The organism is uncultured Roseovarius sp. (assembly GCF_947259555.1).
In the GTDB taxonomy this organism is placed as follows: domain Bacteria; phylum Pseudomonadota; class Alphaproteobacteria; order Rhodobacterales; family Rhodobacteraceae; genus Roseovarius.
The window spans coordinates 17,437-36,238 of the sequence record NZ_CAMYMD010000035.1 but is presented as its reverse complement, the minus strand read 5'-3'; the positions used below and the strand labels follow the sequence as shown (position 1 = coordinate 36,238).

The 18,802-nt window shown below is 62.6% G+C and carries 18 protein-coding genes; 5 read left to right on the top strand and 13 right to left on the bottom strand.

Annotated features, from left to right (window positions below; genetic code table 11):
* Positions 1 to 61: 61 nt before the first annotated feature.
* The gene (locus Q0X85_RS06335; protein ID WP_297770510.1) at positions 62 to 667 is read left to right on the top strand and encodes an outer membrane lipoprotein carrier protein LolA; all 606 of its coding nucleotides are present in this window, start codon (positions 62 to 64) and stop codon (positions 665 to 667) included.
* 12 nt (positions 668 to 679) lie between these two features.
* On the opposite strand, the gene Q0X85_RS06330 is transcribed toward Q0X85_RS06335, so the two are convergent.
* Positions 680 to 1,282, bottom strand: a complete 603-nt coding sequence (locus Q0X85_RS06330) for a transglycosylase SLT domain-containing protein (protein WP_297770508.1) — start codon at positions 1,280 to 1,282, stop codon at positions 680 to 682.
* A 180-nt stretch (positions 1,283 to 1,462) separates the two neighbouring features.
* Between Q0X85_RS06330 and hspQ the strand changes: the two genes are divergently transcribed.
* The gene (hspQ, locus tag Q0X85_RS06325; RefSeq protein WP_009817586.1) at positions 1,463 to 1,789 is read left to right on the top strand and encodes a heat shock protein HspQ; all 327 of its coding nucleotides are present in this window, start codon (positions 1,463 to 1,465) and stop codon (positions 1,787 to 1,789) included.
* Between the two features lie 65 nt (positions 1,790 to 1,854).
* On the opposite strand, the gene Q0X85_RS06320 is transcribed toward hspQ, so the two are convergent.
* The 3 genes from Q0X85_RS06320 to Q0X85_RS06310 all read right to left on the bottom strand — a co-directional run bounded on the left by Q0X85_RS06320 (position 1,855) and on the right by Q0X85_RS06310 (position 4,492).
* A complete protein-coding gene (locus Q0X85_RS06320) occupies positions 1,855 to 3,432 on the bottom strand; it encodes a gamma-glutamyltransferase family protein (RefSeq protein ID WP_297770505.1) in 1,578 nt (525 codons plus the stop codon).
* 227 nt (positions 3,433 to 3,659) lie between these two features.
* Positions 3,660 to 4,106, bottom strand: coding sequence for an ATP-binding protein (locus Q0X85_RS06315; protein WP_297770502.1), 447 nt, complete (start codon positions 4,104 to 4,106; stop codon positions 3,660 to 3,662).
* Between the two features lie 47 nt (positions 4,107 to 4,153).
* Entirely contained in the window at positions 4,154 to 4,492 is a 339-nt protein-coding gene (locus tag Q0X85_RS06310) for an STAS domain-containing protein (protein WP_297770499.1), read from the bottom strand.
* A gap of 95 nt (positions 4,493 to 4,587) precedes the next feature.
* Between Q0X85_RS06310 and Q0X85_RS06305 the strand changes: the two genes are divergently transcribed.
* Complete coding sequence (locus Q0X85_RS06305) at positions 4,588 to 5,760, top strand: acetyl-CoA C-acyltransferase (protein ID WP_297770496.1); 1,173 nt, start codon at positions 4,588 to 4,590, stop codon at positions 5,758 to 5,760.
* A 5-nt stretch (positions 5,761 to 5,765) separates the two neighbouring features.
* Here Q0X85_RS06305 and Q0X85_RS06300 read toward each other — a convergent pair whose 3' ends face one another.
* Positions 5,766 to 6,230 (bottom strand): GNAT family N-acetyltransferase, encoded by a 465-nt coding sequence (locus tag Q0X85_RS06300; RefSeq protein WP_297770594.1) that lies wholly within the window; start codon positions 6,228 to 6,230, stop codon positions 5,766 to 5,768.
* Positions 6,231 to 6,360: 130 nt separating this feature from the next.
* On the opposite strand from Q0X85_RS06300, the gene Q0X85_RS06295 reads away from it, so the two are divergent.
* Positions 6,361 to 6,816, top strand: coding sequence for a GAF domain-containing protein (locus Q0X85_RS06295; protein ID WP_297770592.1), 456 nt, complete (start codon positions 6,361 to 6,363; stop codon positions 6,814 to 6,816).
* A gap of 4 nt (positions 6,817 to 6,820) precedes the next feature.
* Here Q0X85_RS06295 and Q0X85_RS06290 read toward each other — a convergent pair whose 3' ends face one another.
* From Q0X85_RS06290 to Q0X85_RS06270, 5 genes are all read right to left on the bottom strand, one after another.
* Positions 6,821 to 7,606: a carnitinyl-CoA dehydratase gene (locus Q0X85_RS06290; protein ID WP_297770493.1), complete on the bottom strand. Its 786-nt coding sequence runs from the start codon at positions 7,604 to 7,606 to the stop codon at positions 6,821 to 6,823.
* Positions 7,603 to 9,651: an acetate--CoA ligase family protein gene (locus Q0X85_RS06285; protein WP_297770490.1), complete on the bottom strand. Its 2,049-nt coding sequence runs from the start codon at positions 9,649 to 9,651 to the stop codon at positions 7,603 to 7,605. The genes Q0X85_RS06290 and Q0X85_RS06285 overlap by 4 nt, the downstream gene beginning before the upstream one ends.
* Before the next feature lie 295 nt (positions 9,652 to 9,946).
* Complete coding sequence (locus Q0X85_RS06280) at positions 9,947 to 11,107, bottom strand: acyl-CoA dehydrogenase family protein (RefSeq protein ID WP_297770488.1); 1,161 nt, start codon at positions 11,105 to 11,107, stop codon at positions 9,947 to 9,949.
* 1 nt (position 11,108) lies between these two features.
* Entirely contained in the window at positions 11,109 to 12,518 is a 1,410-nt protein-coding gene (locus Q0X85_RS06275; protein WP_297770486.1) for a carnitine 3-dehydrogenase, read from the bottom strand.
* A gap of 130 nt (positions 12,519 to 12,648) precedes the next feature.
* Positions 12,649 to 13,563: a 3-keto-5-aminohexanoate cleavage protein gene (locus tag Q0X85_RS06270; protein ID WP_297770484.1), complete on the bottom strand. Its 915-nt coding sequence runs from the start codon at positions 13,561 to 13,563 to the stop codon at positions 12,649 to 12,651.
* A gap of 77 nt (positions 13,564 to 13,640) precedes the next feature.
* Between Q0X85_RS06270 and Q0X85_RS06265 the strand changes: the two genes are divergently transcribed.
* Positions 13,641 to 14,594 carry a GlxA family transcriptional regulator gene (locus Q0X85_RS06265; protein WP_297770481.1) on the top strand — a complete coding sequence of 318 codons (954 nt, stop codon included), beginning with the start codon at positions 13,641 to 13,643 and terminating at the stop codon, positions 14,592 to 14,594.
* A 46-nt stretch (positions 14,595 to 14,640) separates the two neighbouring features.
* Here Q0X85_RS06265 and Q0X85_RS06260 read toward each other — a convergent pair whose 3' ends face one another.
* Genes Q0X85_RS06260 through Q0X85_RS06250 form a run of 3 tightly spaced genes read right to left on the bottom strand, consistent with a single transcriptional unit; the run spans position 14,641 to position 18,781 of the window.
* Complete coding sequence (locus tag Q0X85_RS06260; protein ID WP_297770479.1) at positions 14,641 to 16,068, bottom strand: nodulation protein NodH; 1,428 nt, start codon at positions 16,066 to 16,068, stop codon at positions 14,641 to 14,643.
* 6 nt (positions 16,069 to 16,074) lie between these two features.
* A complete protein-coding gene (locus tag Q0X85_RS06255; protein WP_297770477.1) occupies positions 16,075 to 17,775 on the bottom strand; it encodes a beta-1,6-N-acetylglucosaminyltransferase in 1,701 nt (566 codons plus the stop codon).
* A gap of 19 nt (positions 17,776 to 17,794) precedes the next feature.
* Complete coding sequence (locus tag Q0X85_RS06250; RefSeq protein ID WP_297770475.1) at positions 17,795 to 18,781, bottom strand: glycosyltransferase family 2 protein; 987 nt, start codon at positions 18,779 to 18,781, stop codon at positions 17,795 to 17,797.
* Positions 18,782 to 18,802 lie beyond the last annotated feature (21 nt).

The following is an 18,802-nucleotide window of genomic DNA, read 5'->3' as shown; positions in this document are numbered from 1 at the left end:
ACATGCAGATTTTACGTCCCGGGCAGGTGCAATTCCACGCCCGGGAACTTATTTAAGAGCTATGAAACATATGCGTATCCTCATGGTGCCGCTCCTCTGGGCGGCAATGGCCCTCCCGGCGGCGGCGGAAAAGCTGTCTCTGGGGCAGATTTCCAATTATCTCAATGACCTGAAGAGCGCGCAGGGCGCGTTCACCCAGATCAACGAGGATGGCACGATCAGTACCGGCCGCATCCTCATCAAGCGGCCCGGGCGGGTCCGATTCGAATATGATCCGCCGGAAGAGGCGCTGGTGGTGGCCGATGGCGACACTGTCGGCATCATCGACCCGCGCTCAAATGACGGACCGCAGGGCTATCCGTTGCACCGCACGCCGCTCAAGATCATTCTGGCGCGCAACGTCGACCTCACGCGCGAGCGTATGGTGGTCGGCCATGCCAGCGACGGCACCTCGACCACGGTGCGCGCGCAAGACCCGGAGCACCCAGAATACGGAAGCATAGACCTCGTCTTCACGGCTGACCCGGTCGAACTCCGGCAATGGGTCATTCATGATGGCAGTGGCAGCCAAACCACGGTGGTTCTGGGTGACTTGCAGAGGGATGTGCGCCTCAGCAATGAGCGATTTGTCATCCCCGGCAAGCAGCGCATGCTCATCGACCGCTGACGGTCGATCCCATCATGTCAGCCGGCGCCCGATGCGACAGGTGCCAAGCTGCGCCCGGTAGGTCTGTGCGCGGCTTTCCACATTGTTCGCGACGCGCAATAGCCAAGGCTTGCCATTATAGCTGCCACGGGAATACCCGGTGCGCCCTTCGTGGTAGGCCAGATATTGCCCGCGCGCATCATTCATCGAGATGCCCAGCCGTTCATTTGATTTGGCCATGTACCAGCCGATGAAATCGGCGGCGTCGTGTATGTCGCTGCGGCGCGAGCCAAAACGGTTCGTCTCGCGTCTGTATTCATCCCATGTGCCGTCGAGCGCCTGACTGTATCCATAGGCCGAACTTATGCGTCCGGTTGGAATCACACCGAGTGTCCAGCGAAACGGAGTACGGGCATCGCTGATGAATTTGCTTTCCTGATGGATGGTCGCCATCATGACATGCGGGGGCACGCCCCACCGCCGCTCAGCGGCGCGAAAGGCCCGCGCATATTCCGGACGTTCCTCCAGAATCGCACAGGCATGGTCAAGGTTGCGCGGTGCCGTGCCATATCCTGTTCCGCCCCCGCAGGAGGCCAGTACAAACAACACCAATAATGCGCGAAGAGTTCTGCTCATCTGCCTCTCGCTCTCTTTTTCTTTTAGTTTAGCGGAAACCGGCCTCGGGGGGAATCATGAATTCAGCCCCTCTGCGCGGGTTTCGGCTTGGTTCACAAACTGTTTCCTGCATGTTTCGGCCGATGGTTGGACAAACCACCCTTGAAAGGTTTAGTGTCAGTCGGTAGGGGCACACTTGATATGATTAGAACACGTGCAAAATATCACTTGGGCCAAGTGGTCCGTCACAAGAAACACCCTTTCAGAGGGGTGATCTTTGACGTCGACCCGCAGTTCTCGAATACCGAAGAATGGTATGCGTCGATCCCCGAAGACAGCCGCCCCTCGAAGGAGCAGCCGTTCTATCATCTCCTCGCCGAGAACGAGCAGAGCTATTACGTAGCATATGTGAGTGAGCAGAATCTGGTGGCCGACTATTCCGGCGAGCCGGTGGATCACCCGGACATCCCAGATCTTTTCGGACCGTTCGAAGACGGGCACTATCCGCTTCACTTCCAACTCAATTGAGCAGAGCGGTGAGTTGGCCCCACCCTGCACGCCGTGTGCAGGGTGAATGACACCAACCAGACGCGTCAATAGCCCAACGCGCAGCCATCCTTACGCGGATCGCTCGCGCCTTCCAGAACACCATCCTCGTGAATGAGAATGGCCTGCGCGCCGCCGATGGGCTCGGGCTGGGTGAGGATGTCATGCCCCATATCGGCCAGCGTTTGCGCGACGTCCGGTGCATGACCACGCTCAAGCTTGAGCCCGGTTGGATCAGCAAACGCCCGCGGCGCGTCAATGGATGACTGGGGGTGCATTCCGAAATCACGCAAATTCGACATCATCCGCGCATGCCCGGTCGATTGATAGGAGCCGCCCATCACGCCAAATGGCATCGTCACGCGGCCGTTTTCCATCATCATGCCGGGAATGATCGTGTGCATCGGACGTTTGCCGCCGCCCAACTCGTTCGGGTGCCCGCGCTCCAGAGTAAAGCCCGCGCCGCGATTTTGCAGAAGCACGCCGAACTTCTCTGACGCAATGCCCGAGCCGAAGCCGTGGAAAATCGAATAGATCAGCGACACCGACATCCGGTCACGGTCGACCACGGTGATGTAGACCGTGTCGCGGTGAACGGCCTCGGTCAACGGCTTGGCGGCGGGCATTGCGCGTTTGGGGTCAATCAGCGCCGCCAGCTTTGCCGCCGTCTCGGGGGCCAGCATGTAATCGAGCCTGTTGGTATGACCCGGATCGGCAATGAAGCGATTGCGCGCATCATAGGCGAGCTTCGTCGCCTCTGCCTCGATATGGGTGCGCTCCGCGCCAAACGGGGCCATGCTTGCGATGTCAAAATGCTTGAGGATGTTGAGCAGCAGGATTGCCGTCGCACCCTGGCCGTTGGGGGGATGCTCGACAAGGTTTGCGCCCTTGTACTCGCCGCTGACCGGGTCGGTGTAATCGCACCTTTGCGATGCGAAATCCTCGGGCTGATGAGTGCCGCCCAGTTCATTGAGGGCGGCAAGGATATCTTCCGCCACCTCGCCTTCGTAAAAGGCAGCGCGGCCATCGCGAGCCACCCGGCGCAATACCTCGGCCTGACCCGGCGCGCGAAACATCTGACCGACTTTGGCTGGTGTGCCAGAGGGCATGAAATGTTTCAGCCCGTGCGCCTGCAGGGCTGTTCCCGCATTGGGCCAATCGAACGCGACGCGGGGCGCGACCGGCACACCCTCTTCGGCATATCGGATCGCGGGCGCAAGAAGCGCGTCGAGCCCGAGCTTGCCGTGATCGGCGCTGAGCTGACAAAAGGCGTCGATCGCTCCGGGAACAGTTACGGCATGCGCGCTGTTGAGAGGCACCGCGTCGTTTCCCTGCGCGCGCAGGGCCTCCGCCGAGACCCCTGCGGGCGCGCGCCCGGACCCGTTGAGCGCCTGAATCCGGGCGTCACCGGGCGTGTTGAACAGTACAAAGCAATCGCCGCCGATACCGGTCATCTGCGGTTCGCAAATCCCCAGAAGGACCGCCCCGGCGATGGCCGCATCCATGGCATTGCCGCCACGTTCCAGAATGTCGATTGCTGTTTTCGCAGCCAGCGGGTGCGAGGTGGCGCACATGCCGTTGGTCGCAAAGGTGGCCGAACGGCCGGGCAAGTGAAAGTCGCGCATGTCGTGTCCTCATGTCATGAATGACCAGACACTAGGCGCTGTGGTGCGATTTGCCAATTGTGCAGAAGAAAGTAGCAGAGGCCTCGACGTCGCGTACTGGGTGGGGGCAATTACACGCGACGCCGAGGGAAGCCATATGCAGCTACAGTTATTGTTATGAAGGAGTGATACGGCATCATTTGGAACAGAATAAGGTAATATTTAGGCGGGCGCACGCGCTGGTTGTTTCAGGTGATGTCGAGCCGAAACTCAAGCGTAAGGCGGTTCTCGCCATTCGCGCGCTCATAGCCGAGCCGGTCAGTCAGCCCCTTTATCAAGAACCAGCCAAACCCGCCTTCAGGCAGGTTGTCCCGGGTCACGTTTCGAGAGGGCAGGGTGTGATCGGTGGCCGCGAGATATGGCAAGGGCGCTCCGTCATCGCGAACCAGGCAACAGAGCCGACCGGGTCGGAGCGCGATTGCAATGCGAATCTCTCCCGCCGCATCAGGGGCATAGGCATGTTCTACAATATTGTTAAGCACCTCTGCGAGCGCCAGCTCGACCGACCCGCAGGTCTGTTCTGGCAAACCCTGCCGGTTCAGCCAGTCTCGGGTGAACAAGAGCGCATCCCGCACCGCAAGCTCTGTGGCCATGATGCGGTGGGAAAACTGATCAGGCGTGGTGTCGGGGATCACCGCACGTTCCTTCTGGACAGGGTCAGTGGTCGCGCACCGGCACGCAATCAGCCGGTCGCGCGCGGTTCGAGATCGAGAATGTCGTCATGAATGACAAAAACCGTATCCATCCGCGTGAGCCGAAATACCTTGGACACATCGGCAGTCAGCCCTGCCAGATCGAGACGGCGATCACTTCCCAGCTGTTTCATCGCGGCGACGATGGCCCCCAGACCACTCGAATCGACAAACGCCACGTTGCTCAGGTCGAGCACGACATGGTCGGGCCCTTGTGCCGTTGCGATACGCATCGCGTCCTTGAAGCCGATGGCCGCCGCGGCGTCGATCCGCGCCTCGGAAACGGTGATGATGTTCATGTCATTGCGGTGGATTGATTGCAGGTCCATGGTGCCTCCGGCCCGATACGTAGTAATACGGGCTACGCTAGACCCGATTCCTTACCATTCGGTATGCAGGAACAGGATTTGTGAGGAGGCAAAGCATGCAAGACGTGGTGATTACGGGCGCGGCGCGCACGCCGATGGGCGGATTTCTGGGCGACTTCGATGGCGTGTCCGCCGCCGTGCTGGGCGGGGCCGCGATACGCGCGGCGCTGGCCGATGCGCGCGCAGGCGCCGTTGACGAGCTGTTGATGGGCTGCGTTCTGCCCGCAGGCCAGGGCCAGGCCCCGGCGCGGCAGGCCGGGTTTCTGGGCGGCCTTGGCCAAGAGGTGCCGGCGACAACCCTCAACAAGATGTGCGGCTCCGGCATGAAGGCGGCGATGATGGCCTTTGACCAGATCGCCCTCGGTCATACGGAGACGATGATCGCGGGCGGCATGGAGTCCATGTCCACGGCCCCTTACCTGCTGCCCAAGATGCGCGGCGGCGCACGGCTTGGTCACGCAGAGGTGGTCGATCACATGTTCCTCGACGGGTTGGAAGATGCCTATGACAAGGGGCGTCTGATGGGCACATTCGCCGAGGATTGCGCGGAAAAGTACCAGTTCACCCGCGAGGCTCAAGACGATTACGCGCTCGGCTCTCTTCAGGGCGCGCTCGATGCGCAGACCTCCGGCGCCTTTGCCGACGAGATCGCACCGGTGACATTGAAGACCCGCAAGGGCGACGTCCTGATTTCTGCCGATGAACAGCCCGCCAAGGCGCGGCCAGACAAGATCCCCCAGTTGAAGCCTGCATTCCGCGAGGGCGGCACGGTGACGGCGGCGAATTCATCCTCGATCAGCGATGGCGCGGCGGCACTCGTGATTGCGTCCCGGGCTGCCGCCGAGGCGCAGGGCCTCAACATCCGGGCCCGGATCATGGGCCATGCCAGCCACGCGCAGGCCCCGGGATGGTTCACCACCGCGCCGGTCCCGGCGGCGCAAAAATTGCTCAAGCGGCTTGGTTGGGCAATTGAGGATGTCGACTTGTGGGAGGTGAACGAGGCGTTCGCCGTGGTGCCGATGGCCTTCATGCACGAAATGGGCCTGAGCCGCGATAAGGTCAACGTGAATGGCGGCGCCTGTGCGCTCGGTCATCCCATCGGGGCCTCGGGCGCGAGGATCATGGTGACGCTGCTGAACGCGCTGGAAAAGCGTGGCCTCAAACGCGGCGTCGCGGCGATTTGCATCGGCGGTGGTGAGGGCACGGCTATCGCAATCGAGCGCGCCTGACACGCTCAGACGCCGTCCAGATCGCGCCGCATGGTGGCCAGCCCACCGCGGCGCGACAATTCCTCGTAGCCAGCCTTTTGATAGAGCTTCAGCGCAGGCGCGTTGTCGAGTTCGACCTTGAGCGTGATCGAGAGCGCCCCCAGATCGCGCGCCGCCTGCTCCGCGAGCCGTGAAAGCTCTTCACCGGTTCCGCCGCGCATACGTTCCTCGACAAAAACATATGTCAGGTGGCGCACCTCGGGGCCGATGCCCACGCGCAACGCGAAAAACCCGACTTCGCGCCCGTCCTCGTCAAGCAGGTAGAACATTTCATCATCTGCCTCGCCCAGCCATTTCATCGCCCATTCGCCCGGATCGAACGGGTAGCTTGCATGCGGATTGACCAGCGCAAGATCCGCCTCATCAGTCAGCATTTGCGCAAGCGGCGCCAGATCGCGGGTGTGGTTGCGGTGCAGGCTCAGGCTGGGCATGATCGGTCCCCCGTGGACGTGGTCGGATTCGTTTTCGGGGTGAGGGCGTGCCATGGCCTTTGCGATGATGCAACCCGAACACCGGATTCCGGGACTGGCCTTGGTGCGCCCGCCATGGCATATCCGGGACATGCGGATTGACTATGACCAGATATCAAAGACCATCGCCGCGCTCACCGAGGGCGAGACCGACCACGTCGCGCTCATGGCAACGGTGGTGTGCGAGTTGCACCATGCCGACGACAGGTTCGACTGGACCGGGTTCTACCGGGTCACGGGACCAGAGATGCTCAAGATCGGCCCCTATCAGGGCGGGCACGGGTGCCTGAGCATCCCGTTTTCGCGGGGTGTCTGTGGTGCCGCGGCCCGCACGGGCGAGGCTCAGATCGTCGCGGATGTCGACGAGTTTCCCGGCCACATCGCTTGCGCAAGTTCGACACGCTCAGAGGTGGTGCTGCCGGTTCGGGATGCGGCGGGCCAGCTGATCGCGGTACTCGATATCGACAGCGATCAGCCGTCGGCCTTCAACACCACCGATGCCGCACGTCTGGCGGATATTCTCGAACAGGTCTTTACCAGGGCGTGATCGCTCAGCGTCCTTTCCAGACCGGATCACGGTTTTCCGCAAAGGCGCGGGCCCCCTCCGCCTGATCCTCCGACGCGTAGAGTACATCCACTGTCTCGAACTGCCGCCGCGTGATCCGGTTCATCACGTCCTGAAAGCGCATTGCCTCGGCCTCGCGCACGATCTCCTTGATGGCGGCATAGACAAGCGGCGGGCCCGCCGCGATCGTGTCGGCCATGGCGCGGGCCTCGTCCATCAGGCCGTCGGCGGGGTGAATATGGTTCACCAATCCCCAGCCCTTGGCCTCGTCCGCGTCAAACCACCGCCCGGTGAGCAACAACTCCATCGCGATATGGTATGGGATCCGCTTCGGAAGCTTGACACTCGCGGCGTCCGCGACGGTGCCAGAGCGGATTTCTGGCAAGGCAAAGCGCGCGTGATCGGCGGCGAGGATGATATCCGCCGAGAGCGCCAGTTCCAGCCCGCCACCGCAGGCGATGCCGTTCACGGCAGCGATGACCGGCTTGTGCATGGCGCGCATCTCCTGCAAACCGCCAAAGCCACCAACCCCATAATCACTGTCTGCGGCCTCGCCCCCGGCGGCGGCCTTCAGATCCCAGCCGGGGCAAAAGAATTTTTCACCTGCGCCGCTCAGAATCGCCACGCGCAAATCCGGATCGTCGCGAAAGTCTTGAAACACGTCGCCCATGATCCGGCTGGTGGCGGCGTCGATTGCATTGGCGCGCGGTCGGTCGAGCGTGACCTCGAGCACGGCACCGCGGCGTTCGGTTCTGACGGGGGTATCGGTCATGGGTCCTCTCCCTTGGTTATGAGCGCGTCCACCGCGACCGCCTCGCAGACGGTGCAGAGCAGCGGGTTGATCTCGACCTCTTCGATGCTCGCGGCGCTGGTCGTGACATAATCCTGCACCGCCATGATGGCCGTCACGATCGCATCACGATCCGCTGCGGGTTGACCGCGATAGCCGTGCAGCAGCGGGGCGAGGCGCAGGCGGTCGAGGGCCGCGCCGATATCCTCCCGTGATACCGGCAACAGCAGCGAAACGGTATCTCGCAGGATCTCGGTCAGGATGCCGCCCGCACCCAGAGTGAGCACAAAGCCATGTGCCGGATCGCGCAGAACGCCAACCAGTACTTCAGCAACGGGATGCTCTACCATCTCCTCGATCAGCCAGCTCGTGCAGGGCAGGGCGCATGCCTTGTCCCGCGCGTCCTGCAAACCGTCGGCGTCGCGGACAAAGACCACGCCCCCCGCGTCGGACTTGTGCGCCAGACCCTCGGCCTTGATCACCAAGGGCAGCGGCATTCGCTCGAGCACCGCGTTCATCTCGGTCACGCTTTCGGCACGATGCGCCTGCGGTACGCGCAGGCCATACGCGGCCAGAGCGGTCTTCGCCTCGGCCTCCGACAGGGTGCGCGTGCCTTGCGGTCTGCCCGGAAGAAGAAGCGGGGCAGGAGACGCGTGCGCTTGCCCCAGCCAAGCCGCCCGGGCAATGGCTGCCAAACCGTCATCGAGCCCTGCAAGCGGGATCAACCCACAGTCAATGGCGCGTTCGGCGACGCGCTCTGGCAGGCAGTCTGGCAGTGTCGAGACGAGCGCGAGCGGTTTGCCGACGGTGTCGCGCGCGAGGGCACCTGCTGCAAGAATGCAATCCCATGCTGCGGGGTCGCACCGGTCTGGCCTCGGAAAGTCGGCGATCACCACGCCGATGTCGGCAGGCCCGTCAAGCGCGGCGCCGAAGGTTGCGGCCATGGCGGGCACATCGCCCCAGATGAAGGTGTGGTAATCGAGCGGATTGGCAAGCGCGACACGCGGCCCGAGGGTGGCGCGCAACGCGCCGGATTGTTCCGGCGTGAGTGGCGGAAGGATCACGTCATGCTCAAGCGCGGTGTCGGCCATCAGGCTCGCCTCACCGCCCGAACACGAGATCGACGCCACCGCCCGGCCCGAAAGCGTCCCCGCAAAATGAAGCAGCTTCAGCGTCTCCAGCATCTGTGGCAGCGAGGTGACCTGCGCAATGCCCAGCCGCGCGAGGAGCGCCGCCGCCCCGGCATCGCTACCCGCGAGCGACGCCGTGTGCGATTGTGTCGCCGCCCTTGCTTGATCCGATCGCCCGGATTTGAGCGCGACAACCGGCTTGCCGCACGCCTGCGCCTCTGCGGCCAGCGCCTCAAAACCCCGCAGGTCGCCCACACCCTCGATATGCAGCCCAAGTACCGTGACACGCGGATCGGCCAGCAGCGCGCGGCCCAGATCTGCAAGACCCAGTTGGGCCTGATTGCCTGCGGTCATCAGATAGGCAATCGGCAAAGCGCGGGTCTGCATGCTCAGATTGATCGCGATATTCGAGCTTTGGGTGAGGATCGCGACACCCCTCTCACAGCGCCGCCCGCCATGCTGGTCCGGCCACAGCAGGGCGCCATCGAGATAGTTGATGAAGCCATAGCAATTCGGCCCGACAATCGGCAGGTCGCCTGCGGCGTCGAGCAGACGTTCCTGCATCGCAGCCCCATCGCCCAATTCCGCCTCGGCTTCGAGAAACCCGCTCGCAAAACACACCGCCCCGCCCGCCCCCATGATCCGGAGTTGCCTCACGATGTCGATGGTGCTCTCACGGTTGACCCCGATGAAGGTGGCATCGGGGGCCTCGGGCAGGGCATCAAGACTGCCAAAGGCCGCCGCGCCCCCCACCTCTGTGCGGCTGGGGTGCACGGGCCAAACCGATCCTTCAAAACCCATCCGTCGGCATTGCTCGATCACGTTGGCGCACCAGGCCCCACCCCCGAGGACGGCAATGGAGCACGGGCGCAGGAGGCGCGACAGGTCTCGTGTCATCGCAGGGCCCTGCAATACCCAGCGTGGCAGGGGCGCTGCCCCTCTGGCCCTGCGGGCCATTCACCCCGAGGTATTTCCGGCCAGATGAATCCATGTTTTCTTAACCTTTTCGGATCAGGCTGCCTGTGCGGTACAGGCTGAGGAGCCGATGACCGCGCCAGGTGAAGCCCCCCGTTCCTCGTGGACGGGGGGTGTTTTGAACGGCCCGGCCGTTTCATCTGGCCTGAAATACCTCGGGGGCCCGGGGGCAGAGCCCCCGGCGCGTGATATTGGGCACAGGCGGGGCGCGCTGCCATCACGCGCCCAGAGGCCGCAGCATTTCGCGGCTGATGATGTGGCGCTGGATCTCCGATGTGCCGTCCCAAATGCGCTCGACGCGGGCATCGCGCCAGAAGCGTTCGATGGGCAGGTCGTCCATCAGCCCCATCCCGCCGTGAATTTGCAACGTGGCATCGGTCACGCGCGCCAGCATCTCCGAGGCATAGAGCTTGGCACTCGCGATCTCCCGGTTGGCGGGCAGCCCCTGATCCAGCCGCCAGGCCGCGTTGAGGGTCAGCAGATCGGCTGCGTCGATCTCTGTCACCATATCGGCCAGTTGAAAGCTGACACCCTGAAACTTGCCGATGGGTTGCCCGAATTGCTCCCGCGTGGCCGCATGCTGGAGGGCATGCTCAAAGCACCGCCGCGCGCGACCCACCGCCATGGTGGCCACGGTGATCCGGGTTGCGTAGAGCCATTCGTTCATCACCGCAAAGCCGCCATCGACCTCGCCCAGCACTTGGGCGTCCGGCAGGCGGCAATCGTCGAATTCCAGTACCATGTTCTTGTAGCCGCGATGGCTGACGGACGCGTAACCGTCGCGGATGGTGAACCCCGGCGTGCCGCGATCCACGAGAAAGGTGGTGATGCGCTTTTTCGGCCCCTTGTCGGTCTGATCCTCGCCGGTGGCGACGAACACGATGACGAAATCCGCGTGATCCGCACCCGAGATGAAATGCTTGGTGCCGTTGAGCACCCAGTCACCGCCATCGCGCCGCGCCGTGCATGTCATGCCGCGCACGTCAGAGCCTGCGCCCGGTTCAGTCATCGCGAGCGCATCCATCCGCTCGCCGCGCACGGCGGGCAAAAGATAGCGCTCCACTTGCTCGCCCTGACAGGCCATCAGGATGTTCTGCGGGCGCCCAAAGAAATGCGTCAGCGCCATGGAGCCGCGCCCCAGTTCACGCTCGACCAGGGCGAATTCCACGTGGCTCAGCCCCGCGCCACCCACCGTCTCGGGAAAGTTGCAGGCGTAGAACCCCAGATCAATGGTTTTCTGCGTGATCGCCTCGGCCACCTCGGCCGGCACGTCGCCGCTGCGCTCGACCTCGGCCTCATGGGGGTAGATCTCGTTCTCTACAAAGCTGCGCACGGTCGAGACGATCAATTCCTGCTCATCGCTCAGTCCGAAATGCATGTCACTCCCCCTTGTGCAGCGCGGCCAGCGCCTCGACCTTTGCGGCCACGTCCTGTGGCGGTTCGCAGGTGCGGCGGGTCTCCAGACTGACATGCAGCATCAGCTGATCGCAGGTGGCCATCACCTCGCCGTCGCTCTTGCGTTTCATTTCATGGAAGCAGCGCAGCTTCTTGCCATGCCCCTCGGTTACGCGGCTATGCACCTCCACACGCTCGCCCGCGCGTGTTTCCGCGAGATATCTGACCGTGGTTTCAACCGTGAAATAGCTCAGGCCACGCGCGACATAATCCTCGTCCGCGCCGACCAGTGCCATCACCACCTCGGCGGCATCGCTGAAGATCTGACCGTACCGGCCTTCGTTCATGTGTCCGTTCATATCGGTCCAGTCCACCGGCACGATGCGGCTCTGGGTGATCAGCGGATTGGCCATGTCAGGCAGTGATTCAAGCGTTCTCTGGTGGTCGAGCACCAGCCGCCCGGCGGCATTACCCTGCTGCTTGAGTGCACGCATCATCGCGACCAGGTTGCCGTCGCGCTTGCGTTCCAGTTGTCGGATGCTCAGATGCCCCGACTGGGCGTCGGATTGATCGGCGATCATCTGCGCCAGCTCGTCGGTCAGCTCCGGTACGTCCATCAGCTTGGTCCACGGCCAGCTCAGGCAGGGGCCGAACTGGTCAATGAAATGCTTCATTCCGGCCTCGCCCCCGGCGATGCGATAGGTCTCGAAAAGACCCATCTGCCCCCACCGCAGGCCAAACCCGTAACGGATCGCGTTGTCGATCTCCTCGGTCGTGGCAATGCCATCCTTGATCAGCCACAGCGCCTCGCGCCAGACGGCCTCGAGGAAGCGGTCCGCGATATGCGCGTCGATCTCCTTGCGCACATGCAGCGGGAAAAGGCCGAGGCCGGTCAGCACGCGCTTGGCCCTGTCAAGAAAGGCGCTCTGGTTTTTATCGGTGCCCACCACTTCGATCAACGGCATGAGGTAGACCGGATTGAACGGGTGGGTCACAATGATCTGACCCGGATTGCTGGCGCACCCCTGTAGCTCGCTTGGCTTGAAGCCGCTGGTTGACGAGCCGATCACGGCCGCCCCGTCGCAATGCTCTTGCAGGGTTTGGTAAACCTTGCGCTTGAGTTCCAGTCGTTCAGGCACGCTTTCCTGTATCCATTCGGCGCCAGCCACCGCGTCGGACATGGTAGCGTGAAAACTCAGCCCGCCCTCCTCGGGCAAGGCGCAATCGTAGAGCATCGGTAGCGCGTGGCGGGCATTGTCCAGGACTTCGCCGATCTTGCGCCGGGCCTCGGGGTCGGGGTCAAAGACCCGCACGTTCCAGCCATTAAGCAGGAACCGTGCAGCCCATCCGCCGCCGATCACGCCCCCCCCGATGATTGCTGCCGTTCTCGTCATGACACCATGCTCTCCATATGTCCGTCCACGGCCAGAATCTGGCCCGATACCTTGCTTGCGGCGGGCGAGGCGAGACATCGCGGCGCGCCAACGCATCCGACCGCATCTTGGCCGGTCAGGGCGGTCTGGCTCATCCGCCGGGGGCCTGCTTGGTCAGGCCCAGCTTGTCCCGCACCTCTCCGGGGCCAATGACCCGCGCGCCAAGGTTCTCGACAATCCCCACCGCCCGCTCGACAAGCTGCGCGTTGGTGGCCAGCACCCCCTTGTCGAGCATCAGGTTGTCCTCAAGCCCGACGCGCACATGCCCGCCCGCCAGAACGCTTGCGGCGACATAGGGCATCTGGTGCCGCCCCAGCCCAAAGGCCGAAAACGTCCAGCCTTCGGGGATGTTGTTGACCATCGCCATGAAGGTGTTCAGATCGTCGGGCGCCCCCCAGGGCACCCCCATGCAAAGCTGGACCAGCGCATCAGGCGCAAGAATGCCGTCCTTGACGAGCTGCTTGGCAAACCAGAGATGGCCAGTATCAAACGCTTCGATCTCCGGCTTCACGCCCAGATCGGTCATCATCCGGCCCATGGCCTGCAACATGCCGGGGGTGTTCGTCATCACGTAGTCGGCCTCGGCAAAGTTCATCGTACCACAGTCGAGGGTGCAAATCTCGGGCAGGCACTCTGCGACATGGGCCACGCGTTCCGTCGCACCGGCCATGTCTGTCCCGGCCTCCAATGGCGGCAGGGGCCGTTCGACCCCGCCAAACGTGATGTCACCGCCCATGCCGGCGGTCAGGTTCAGAACCACATCGGTGGCGCTGTCGCGGATGCGTTCGGTGACCTCGCGAAAGAGCGCTGGATCGCGGCTTGGCGCGCCGGTTTCGGGGTCGCGCACATGGCAATGCACCACCGCCGCTCCCGCCTGTGCCGCCGCGATGGCACTGTCGGCGATCTCCTCGGGTGAGCGGGGGACATGCGGGCTGCGATCCTGCGTTGCCCCCGAGCCTGTGACGGCACAGGTGATGAAAACCTCGCGGTTCATGGTGAGTGGCATAGCATCCTCCGGCTGGAATATGGCATGAGCCTATCTTGCTGGTGCTGCGCATGTTTTTGCATGATAAGACAAAAATCATGCCTGAATGGACAAAACCAAGCGAAACCCCGACGCGTATCGCGATCCTGCTCTTTGACAGGTTCTCGAACCTGTGCCTCGCCAATTGTCTGGAGCCGTTGCGCGCGGCGAATACCCTGGCGCCCCGGCGTGGGTTTGACTGGCACATCCTGACGCCCGACGGGGCGCCGGTGCGCTCATCCAGCGGTCTCGAGGTGGTGCCGCACGATGCGCTAGGCGCGCTGACAGCCTGCGATTACATGCTCGTTCTCGCCAGTTATGATCACGAGCGGCACGACACCGCCGCGACACGGCGCGCCTTGCAGGTGGCCGCGCGGCGCGCGCAGGTGATGGTGGGCTTGGATTCGGGCCCGTGGCTGCTCGCATCGGCGGGGCTTCTGGATGGCAGGCGCGCGACGGTGCATTGGGATTTGCTCGATGCGTTTACCGAGCGGTTTCTGTCGATCACGGCCGAGCGGGCGCGCGTCCTGCGCGATGGTCCCCGACTGACCTGCGCGGGTGCCATGTCAGCTCTGGATATGACGTTGGGCCTGATCAGCACGCATCTGGGCATGGCGGTTCGGATTGATGTCGAGGCGCTCTTCATGCATGGCGACCCGCCGGTCGCGCCCGCTCAGGAGGGCGACGTTGTCGGAGATCCGCTGTTGCGGCGGGCGCTTGGGCTTATGCGCGACCATGTGGAACGCCCGTTGAGCCTCGCCGATCTGGCGCGGCGTCTGTCGTGCCAGACGCGCACGCTCGACCGTCGGTTCAGGGCCGGGCTGGGCGCGCCGCCGGGTGCGGTTTACCGCCATTTGCGGTTGGCAGCCGCCCGCAAACTGGTCGAGAACAGCCGTCTTGGAATGGCCGAGATCGCCCTGCGCTGCGGCTACGAGTCACCAGCGGCGCTGACCCGCGCACTCAGGCAGCATTACGGCACCACGCCGCGGCAGCTTCGGCAGAGGGTGCATTGACCCAAAGGCTTGGCGCCAGGCCCTGCGGAGCGCACGAGCGCCCGGTTCAGGCCCAGTCGCGAAAGCCGAAAGCCAGGTAATCGCGGTGATAGGCGTCGCGCGCCAACGCCTCGATTTCAGCGTCATATATATCGGCCAGATCAAAAGGTTCGCCCGATGCCACGGCAGGCGGCGCAGGCGGCTTGGCATAGCCAACCTGCCGCGCAAGCGCGGCCAGATAGCCGGCCATTTCGCTCTCGCGTATGACCATGTCAGGCAGGGCGAATTGCGCCATTCCTTCCAGAACCGTGGCCTGTGTGGCCCAATGCGCATCGATGCGGATGCCGGTTTGCCCGGCCAGATTGGCCTTGAGGAACACCAGAAAGGCCGCGAACGCCGTGCGATGGGCGGCACGATCATAGCTCTCATCCAGCGCGCCGCCGGGGATCGGCAGCTTGTGAAAGTTGCGCAAGGTGCGGCGGATATCGCGGTAACATCCCGGTCCCTTGACCAAGATCTTTTCGCAAAACGCCGCATGGGCCCGCGCAACAGGGTGGCGCAACACGGTAAAACGCCGGTGTCCGGCCTTGCGCCGCATCCACTGACGCAACGCCTTTTGGTTGAGCTTGGTGGGAAGTGTCTCTTCGGATACCCCGTCGAGGGTGGCCAGCCATTGCCGGATCTCGGCCTCGGGCCCGGAGCGCACCGGCATAAACAACAGTGCCGCGCGCGCGCCGCTCACAAAACCGGGCACCGCCGCGCCGCGTCGCGGCTCGAAATTGGGCGTGCGCGTCAGGTTGAACGTATCAATGCCGGCCAGTGCCCGCTCCATCTCCTGAAAGTTGGACACCTTGTTTTCGAGCGGTTCGGGGTTTTGTTTCTTGAGCGAGGCATCGAGCGCGTCCAGCCGCGTCTCACACCCCAGATGCCGCGCGAGCCCGTTCATGACGTCGACGTTCTGCAAATCCTCATAGGCAAGATAGAATGCCGTCTGACCACTGGTCTGAAGCCGATTGAGCAACTGCACCTGAAACTCCTGCAAGCGCGCGACATGATCCTCGAATTCGGCACTGTCAAAGGTGATCTGGCTGTCACGGCGGCGTTTGACATTGGTCAGCTTCCACTGACCCGTGGCTTGCGCGATCTTCCACGACACATAGCTGTCGACCGGGTTGCGCGTCAGGATGATCTTGGCGCAGCGCGGATCGTCGAGCACGGGGCCCAGAACGCGCGGATCGTGATCGTGAAAGAAGCGAAAGCCGCCGATGCCCCTCGACTGACCCTTGATCGCGCCAATGACACGCTCCGGCACCTCGTCGCGCTCCGCCTGAGTGATCCCGAGCAGCTCGGTCTTGTTGGGATAGCCGATGAAATGCGGATTGAACGCCTCGCCATGGCATTCGATCCCGTCAAAGGCGTTCAGGTTGCTTTCCAGAAAGTTGGACCCGGTGCGCATCTCAGCGAACACCACGAAATAATCAAAAGAGGATGTCATTCAGGTTTATCGCACCAGATAGGGTTTGCGGGGGTTGGGCTTTGCCTCGGGCGGGCCCTGTTCGACCGGGAAATCGCCCATCAAATAGGGGTGCATGCCCTGATTCTTGAGGTTCTGGAGGAATTGGCCAAAGCCGGACAGATCCGCCATGCGCGGCACCTCGGCCAGACCTCGCAGGTTCTGCTGTCCGATCTCGTCGATGATGGTCTGCAACGGCTCCATCGGCGCCTCGATGAACTCGGCCATTGTCCAGATCCGCACGCGCGCCTTGATCCATTGCGAGCGCAGCACTTCAAGATGCTTGCTCTCGTTCCGCTGAAGCTGTGCCGCCTCGCGGCGGATATCAGAGAAATTGGCATTGGACTTGAACAGTGGCACGGCCCAAGCCCCCGAGATAACCGAGATCTGGGCATTCGGGTCGCGGGCGATATCCCACTCGATATGCTCGATCACATCGCGCGGCCCGAACTGAAAGCATTGCCGCTCGCCGCGCGTGTTCCAGATCAGGCTGGCAAGAAAGGCGCGCGGGTTGTAGTCTCGCAGGGTCGGGCTGTCTGACAGTGCGCCGTTCATCACGGTCTGCCCATCCGAGAACCGCGCGCGATCAGGCGCAAAGAGGTGCCCATGCACCCGCATGCCTGTCATGCGCGCCAACCACGGCTCGAAATTCTCGAAAAGATCGCTGAACCCCTCGAACACCGAGTAAGGCGCGCAGGTGAGCCCGTTTTCACGCCCCTCCACGGGGAAGCGGCTTTGCATGTAAAGGCCCGGACGCCCGCGCGTCCGCCGCTCGACGGCCTTGGCGAAAATACGGTCGATCTTGCCGGGATTCGGTTCCGTCCGTTTCATGGCCCCCGCCTGATCAGTCAGGAACGCCTCGTAAAGCCGGTTGGCAAAGGGCCAGATCTTGCGCGCGACAAAGCAGTCGGACCGCCGCAAGAGCTGGAGATGGTCATCGTAAAATATATGCGGCTTTCCCTGATAGTCGAATTTCGAAAGCGTGAGCGACCGGCTCTCGATCTGCCGGGAATACAAACGCGCAAGCGTTTGGAAATAGCTCTCGTCAGGGATCCAGACCTTGGAAAAATACTGATCATAGATGCGCCTGTCCGGGTCTACCAGCAGGGCTGAGAGGGTCTGTCGCGTCAGGCACCACCACTGGCTGCCCATATGCGGGACAATCCCGTTGGGAATATGCCGCCGGAACCGGACCAAACGCTGCAAAGCCACGTATTTATCGAACAGATACCTGTTCTTGCGCCAGGAAAAGGGGAACCGGAGCGTAAACCTTTCCCGATCAAGGCCGCCGATGGTCCAGGGCACGTCGGCTGTGGTGGCGCTCTCGATGAAATCGGTATGCGGACGCTTGGCGAGATAGTCGAGCAGTTCCTGTACCGGGCGCAGCGGCAGGCAGGACCCGGACGCGAGATAGACATGCCGAACATCCTGAAAATCGCGCAGCATGATCTCGGCGGCGCCCTGCGTTGCCGCAACAAGGCCCCAAGTGCCCCATTCGCAGCGATGGCGTGACGCAAAACGGACATCGGGCATATCCGACAGCGCGTTCACGAACGCGCTGTATGTCTTTCGCGGCACGGCGCGGTCGACATGGATGACCAGCGGACAGCCGGACGCAGCCCAATGACGCGCCACCTGTTCGGCGCGGCCAAAGGCGGTATGCACCAACATGATGATGCCCACTGTCATGCGCCTGCTGCCTTTTTTCTCATGCCCAGTTCCCTTTGGACATCAGACCCAGTATTTCCAACTGTCGCCAGTTTATATATTTTTCCGACCATTTGCACCAAAGTTCGGGATTGTCCTTAACAACTTCGGCATAGGCCTTGTACTCGACGCTGCCCGAGTAATGTTGCCGGCGGGTCAACTCCTCGGCGGCCTTGGACGTGAACGTGTCGAGAAACTTGGCATGGAGCAGGATACCACTCGCCTTTTCGCCCCCCCATTCGTCATAGGTGAGGTTGAGACCGCGCGGCAGCGCCATGTGGGTCGAGCTTTCATAAGCATAACGCCGATCCCACTTGATCAGCGGCGTCTTGTTGAGCGCCGGTGCCTTCTTGGGATTGTCGGGGAAGAAAACACGCGCCCTTGGTCCGCCCTGAATCCACAGATTTCCATAAAATTTATTTTTCTTTATCAGATAATTACCGGGATCAAACCACGCGGCAATCTCCATCGGGTTCTGGCCCGGCTGATAGGGCACCGCGTCAATCCGGCCTTTCGGGTACATGTCCAGCAGCATCGCGCCAAACGATTTCACCTGCGACGTGTCGAGCCAGTCGGTCAGGGCACGGATCGGGCGGGTATCGCAAAACGGGTAGATGAAAAATTCGTCCGGATCGACCACCAGCGTCCAATGCCCGTGGCCGTATTTCTGTTGCAGCCAGTTGAGCCAGTCCACACCGAACCGCGCTCGCTTGTAGCTCGATTTGGTGGACCAGAGCGAAACATCGTTTTGCTCGGCGAGATATTCGGCACCGCCATCGGTGCTGTTATTGTCGACAATGATGAAATGCGAGATTCCCAGATCGCGGTAATAACGCAGGAAATAAGGAAGGCGGATATGCTCGTCCCGCAGCGTGGAAAACAATAAGACATCGCCGGGCCGGATCTGGTCAGTCCGGTTGACCACTGGTGTCAGCGAAAAATGCTTGCGAAATGCGCGGATCTTGGCCCGTTTGCGGCGCAATCGCATTCTGTATGACTGCCATGCCCC

Excerpts from the sequence above, each read along its gene's own strand:
- Q0X85_RS06335 (WP_297770510.1), top strand. The coding sequence starts at position 62 with ATGAAACATATGCGTATCCTCATGGTGCCGCTCCTCTGGGCGGCAATG.
- Q0X85_RS06330 (WP_297770508.1), bottom strand. The coding sequence starts at position 1,282 with ATGAGCAGAACTCTTCGCGCATTATTGGTGTTGTTTGTACTGGCCTCC.
- hspQ (WP_009817586.1), top strand. The coding sequence starts at position 1,463 with ATGATTAGAACACGTGCAAAATATCACTTGGGCCAAGTGGTCCGTCAC.
- Q0X85_RS06320 (WP_297770505.1), bottom strand. The coding sequence starts at position 3,432 with ATGCGCGACTTTCACTTGCCCGGCCGTTCGGCCACCTTTGCGACCAAC.
- Q0X85_RS06310 (WP_297770499.1), bottom strand. The coding sequence starts at position 4,492 with ATGGACCTGCAATCAATCCACCGCAATGACATGAACATCATCACCGTT.
- Q0X85_RS06305 (WP_297770496.1), top strand. The coding sequence starts at position 4,588 with ATGCAAGACGTGGTGATTACGGGCGCGGCGCGCACGCCGATGGGCGGA.
- Q0X85_RS06300 (WP_297770594.1), bottom strand. The coding sequence starts at position 6,230 with ATGCCCAGCCTGAGCCTGCACCGCAACCACACCCGCGATCTGGCGCCG.
- Q0X85_RS06295 (WP_297770592.1), top strand. The coding sequence starts at position 6,361 with ATGCGGATTGACTATGACCAGATATCAAAGACCATCGCCGCGCTCACC.
- Q0X85_RS06290 (WP_297770493.1), bottom strand. The coding sequence starts at position 7,606 with ATGACCGATACCCCCGTCAGAACCGAACGCCGCGGTGCCGTGCTCGAG.
- Q0X85_RS06285 (WP_297770490.1), bottom strand. The coding sequence starts at position 9,651 with ATGACACGAGACCTGTCGCGCCTCCTGCGCCCGTGCTCCATTGCCGTC.
- Q0X85_RS06280 (WP_297770488.1), bottom strand. The coding sequence starts at position 11,107 with ATGCATTTCGGACTGAGCGATGAGCAGGAATTGATCGTCTCGACCGTG.
- Q0X85_RS06275 (WP_297770486.1), bottom strand. The coding sequence starts at position 12,518 with ATGACGAGAACGGCAGCAATCATCGGGGGGGGCGTGATCGGCGGCGGA.
- Q0X85_RS06270 (WP_297770484.1), bottom strand. The coding sequence starts at position 13,563 with ATGCCACTCACCATGAACCGCGAGGTTTTCATCACCTGTGCCGTCACA.
- Q0X85_RS06265 (WP_297770481.1), top strand. The coding sequence starts at position 13,641 with ATGCCTGAATGGACAAAACCAAGCGAAACCCCGACGCGTATCGCGATC.
- Q0X85_RS06260 (WP_297770479.1), bottom strand. The coding sequence starts at position 16,068 with ATGACATCCTCTTTTGATTATTTCGTGGTGTTCGCTGAGATGCGCACC.
- Q0X85_RS06255 (WP_297770477.1), bottom strand. The coding sequence starts at position 17,775 with ATGACAGTGGGCATCATCATGTTGGTGCATACCGCCTTTGGCCGCGCC.
- Q0X85_RS06250 (WP_297770475.1), bottom strand. The coding sequence starts at position 18,781 with ATGCGATTGCGCCGCAAACGGGCCAAGATCCGCGCATTTCGCAAGCAT.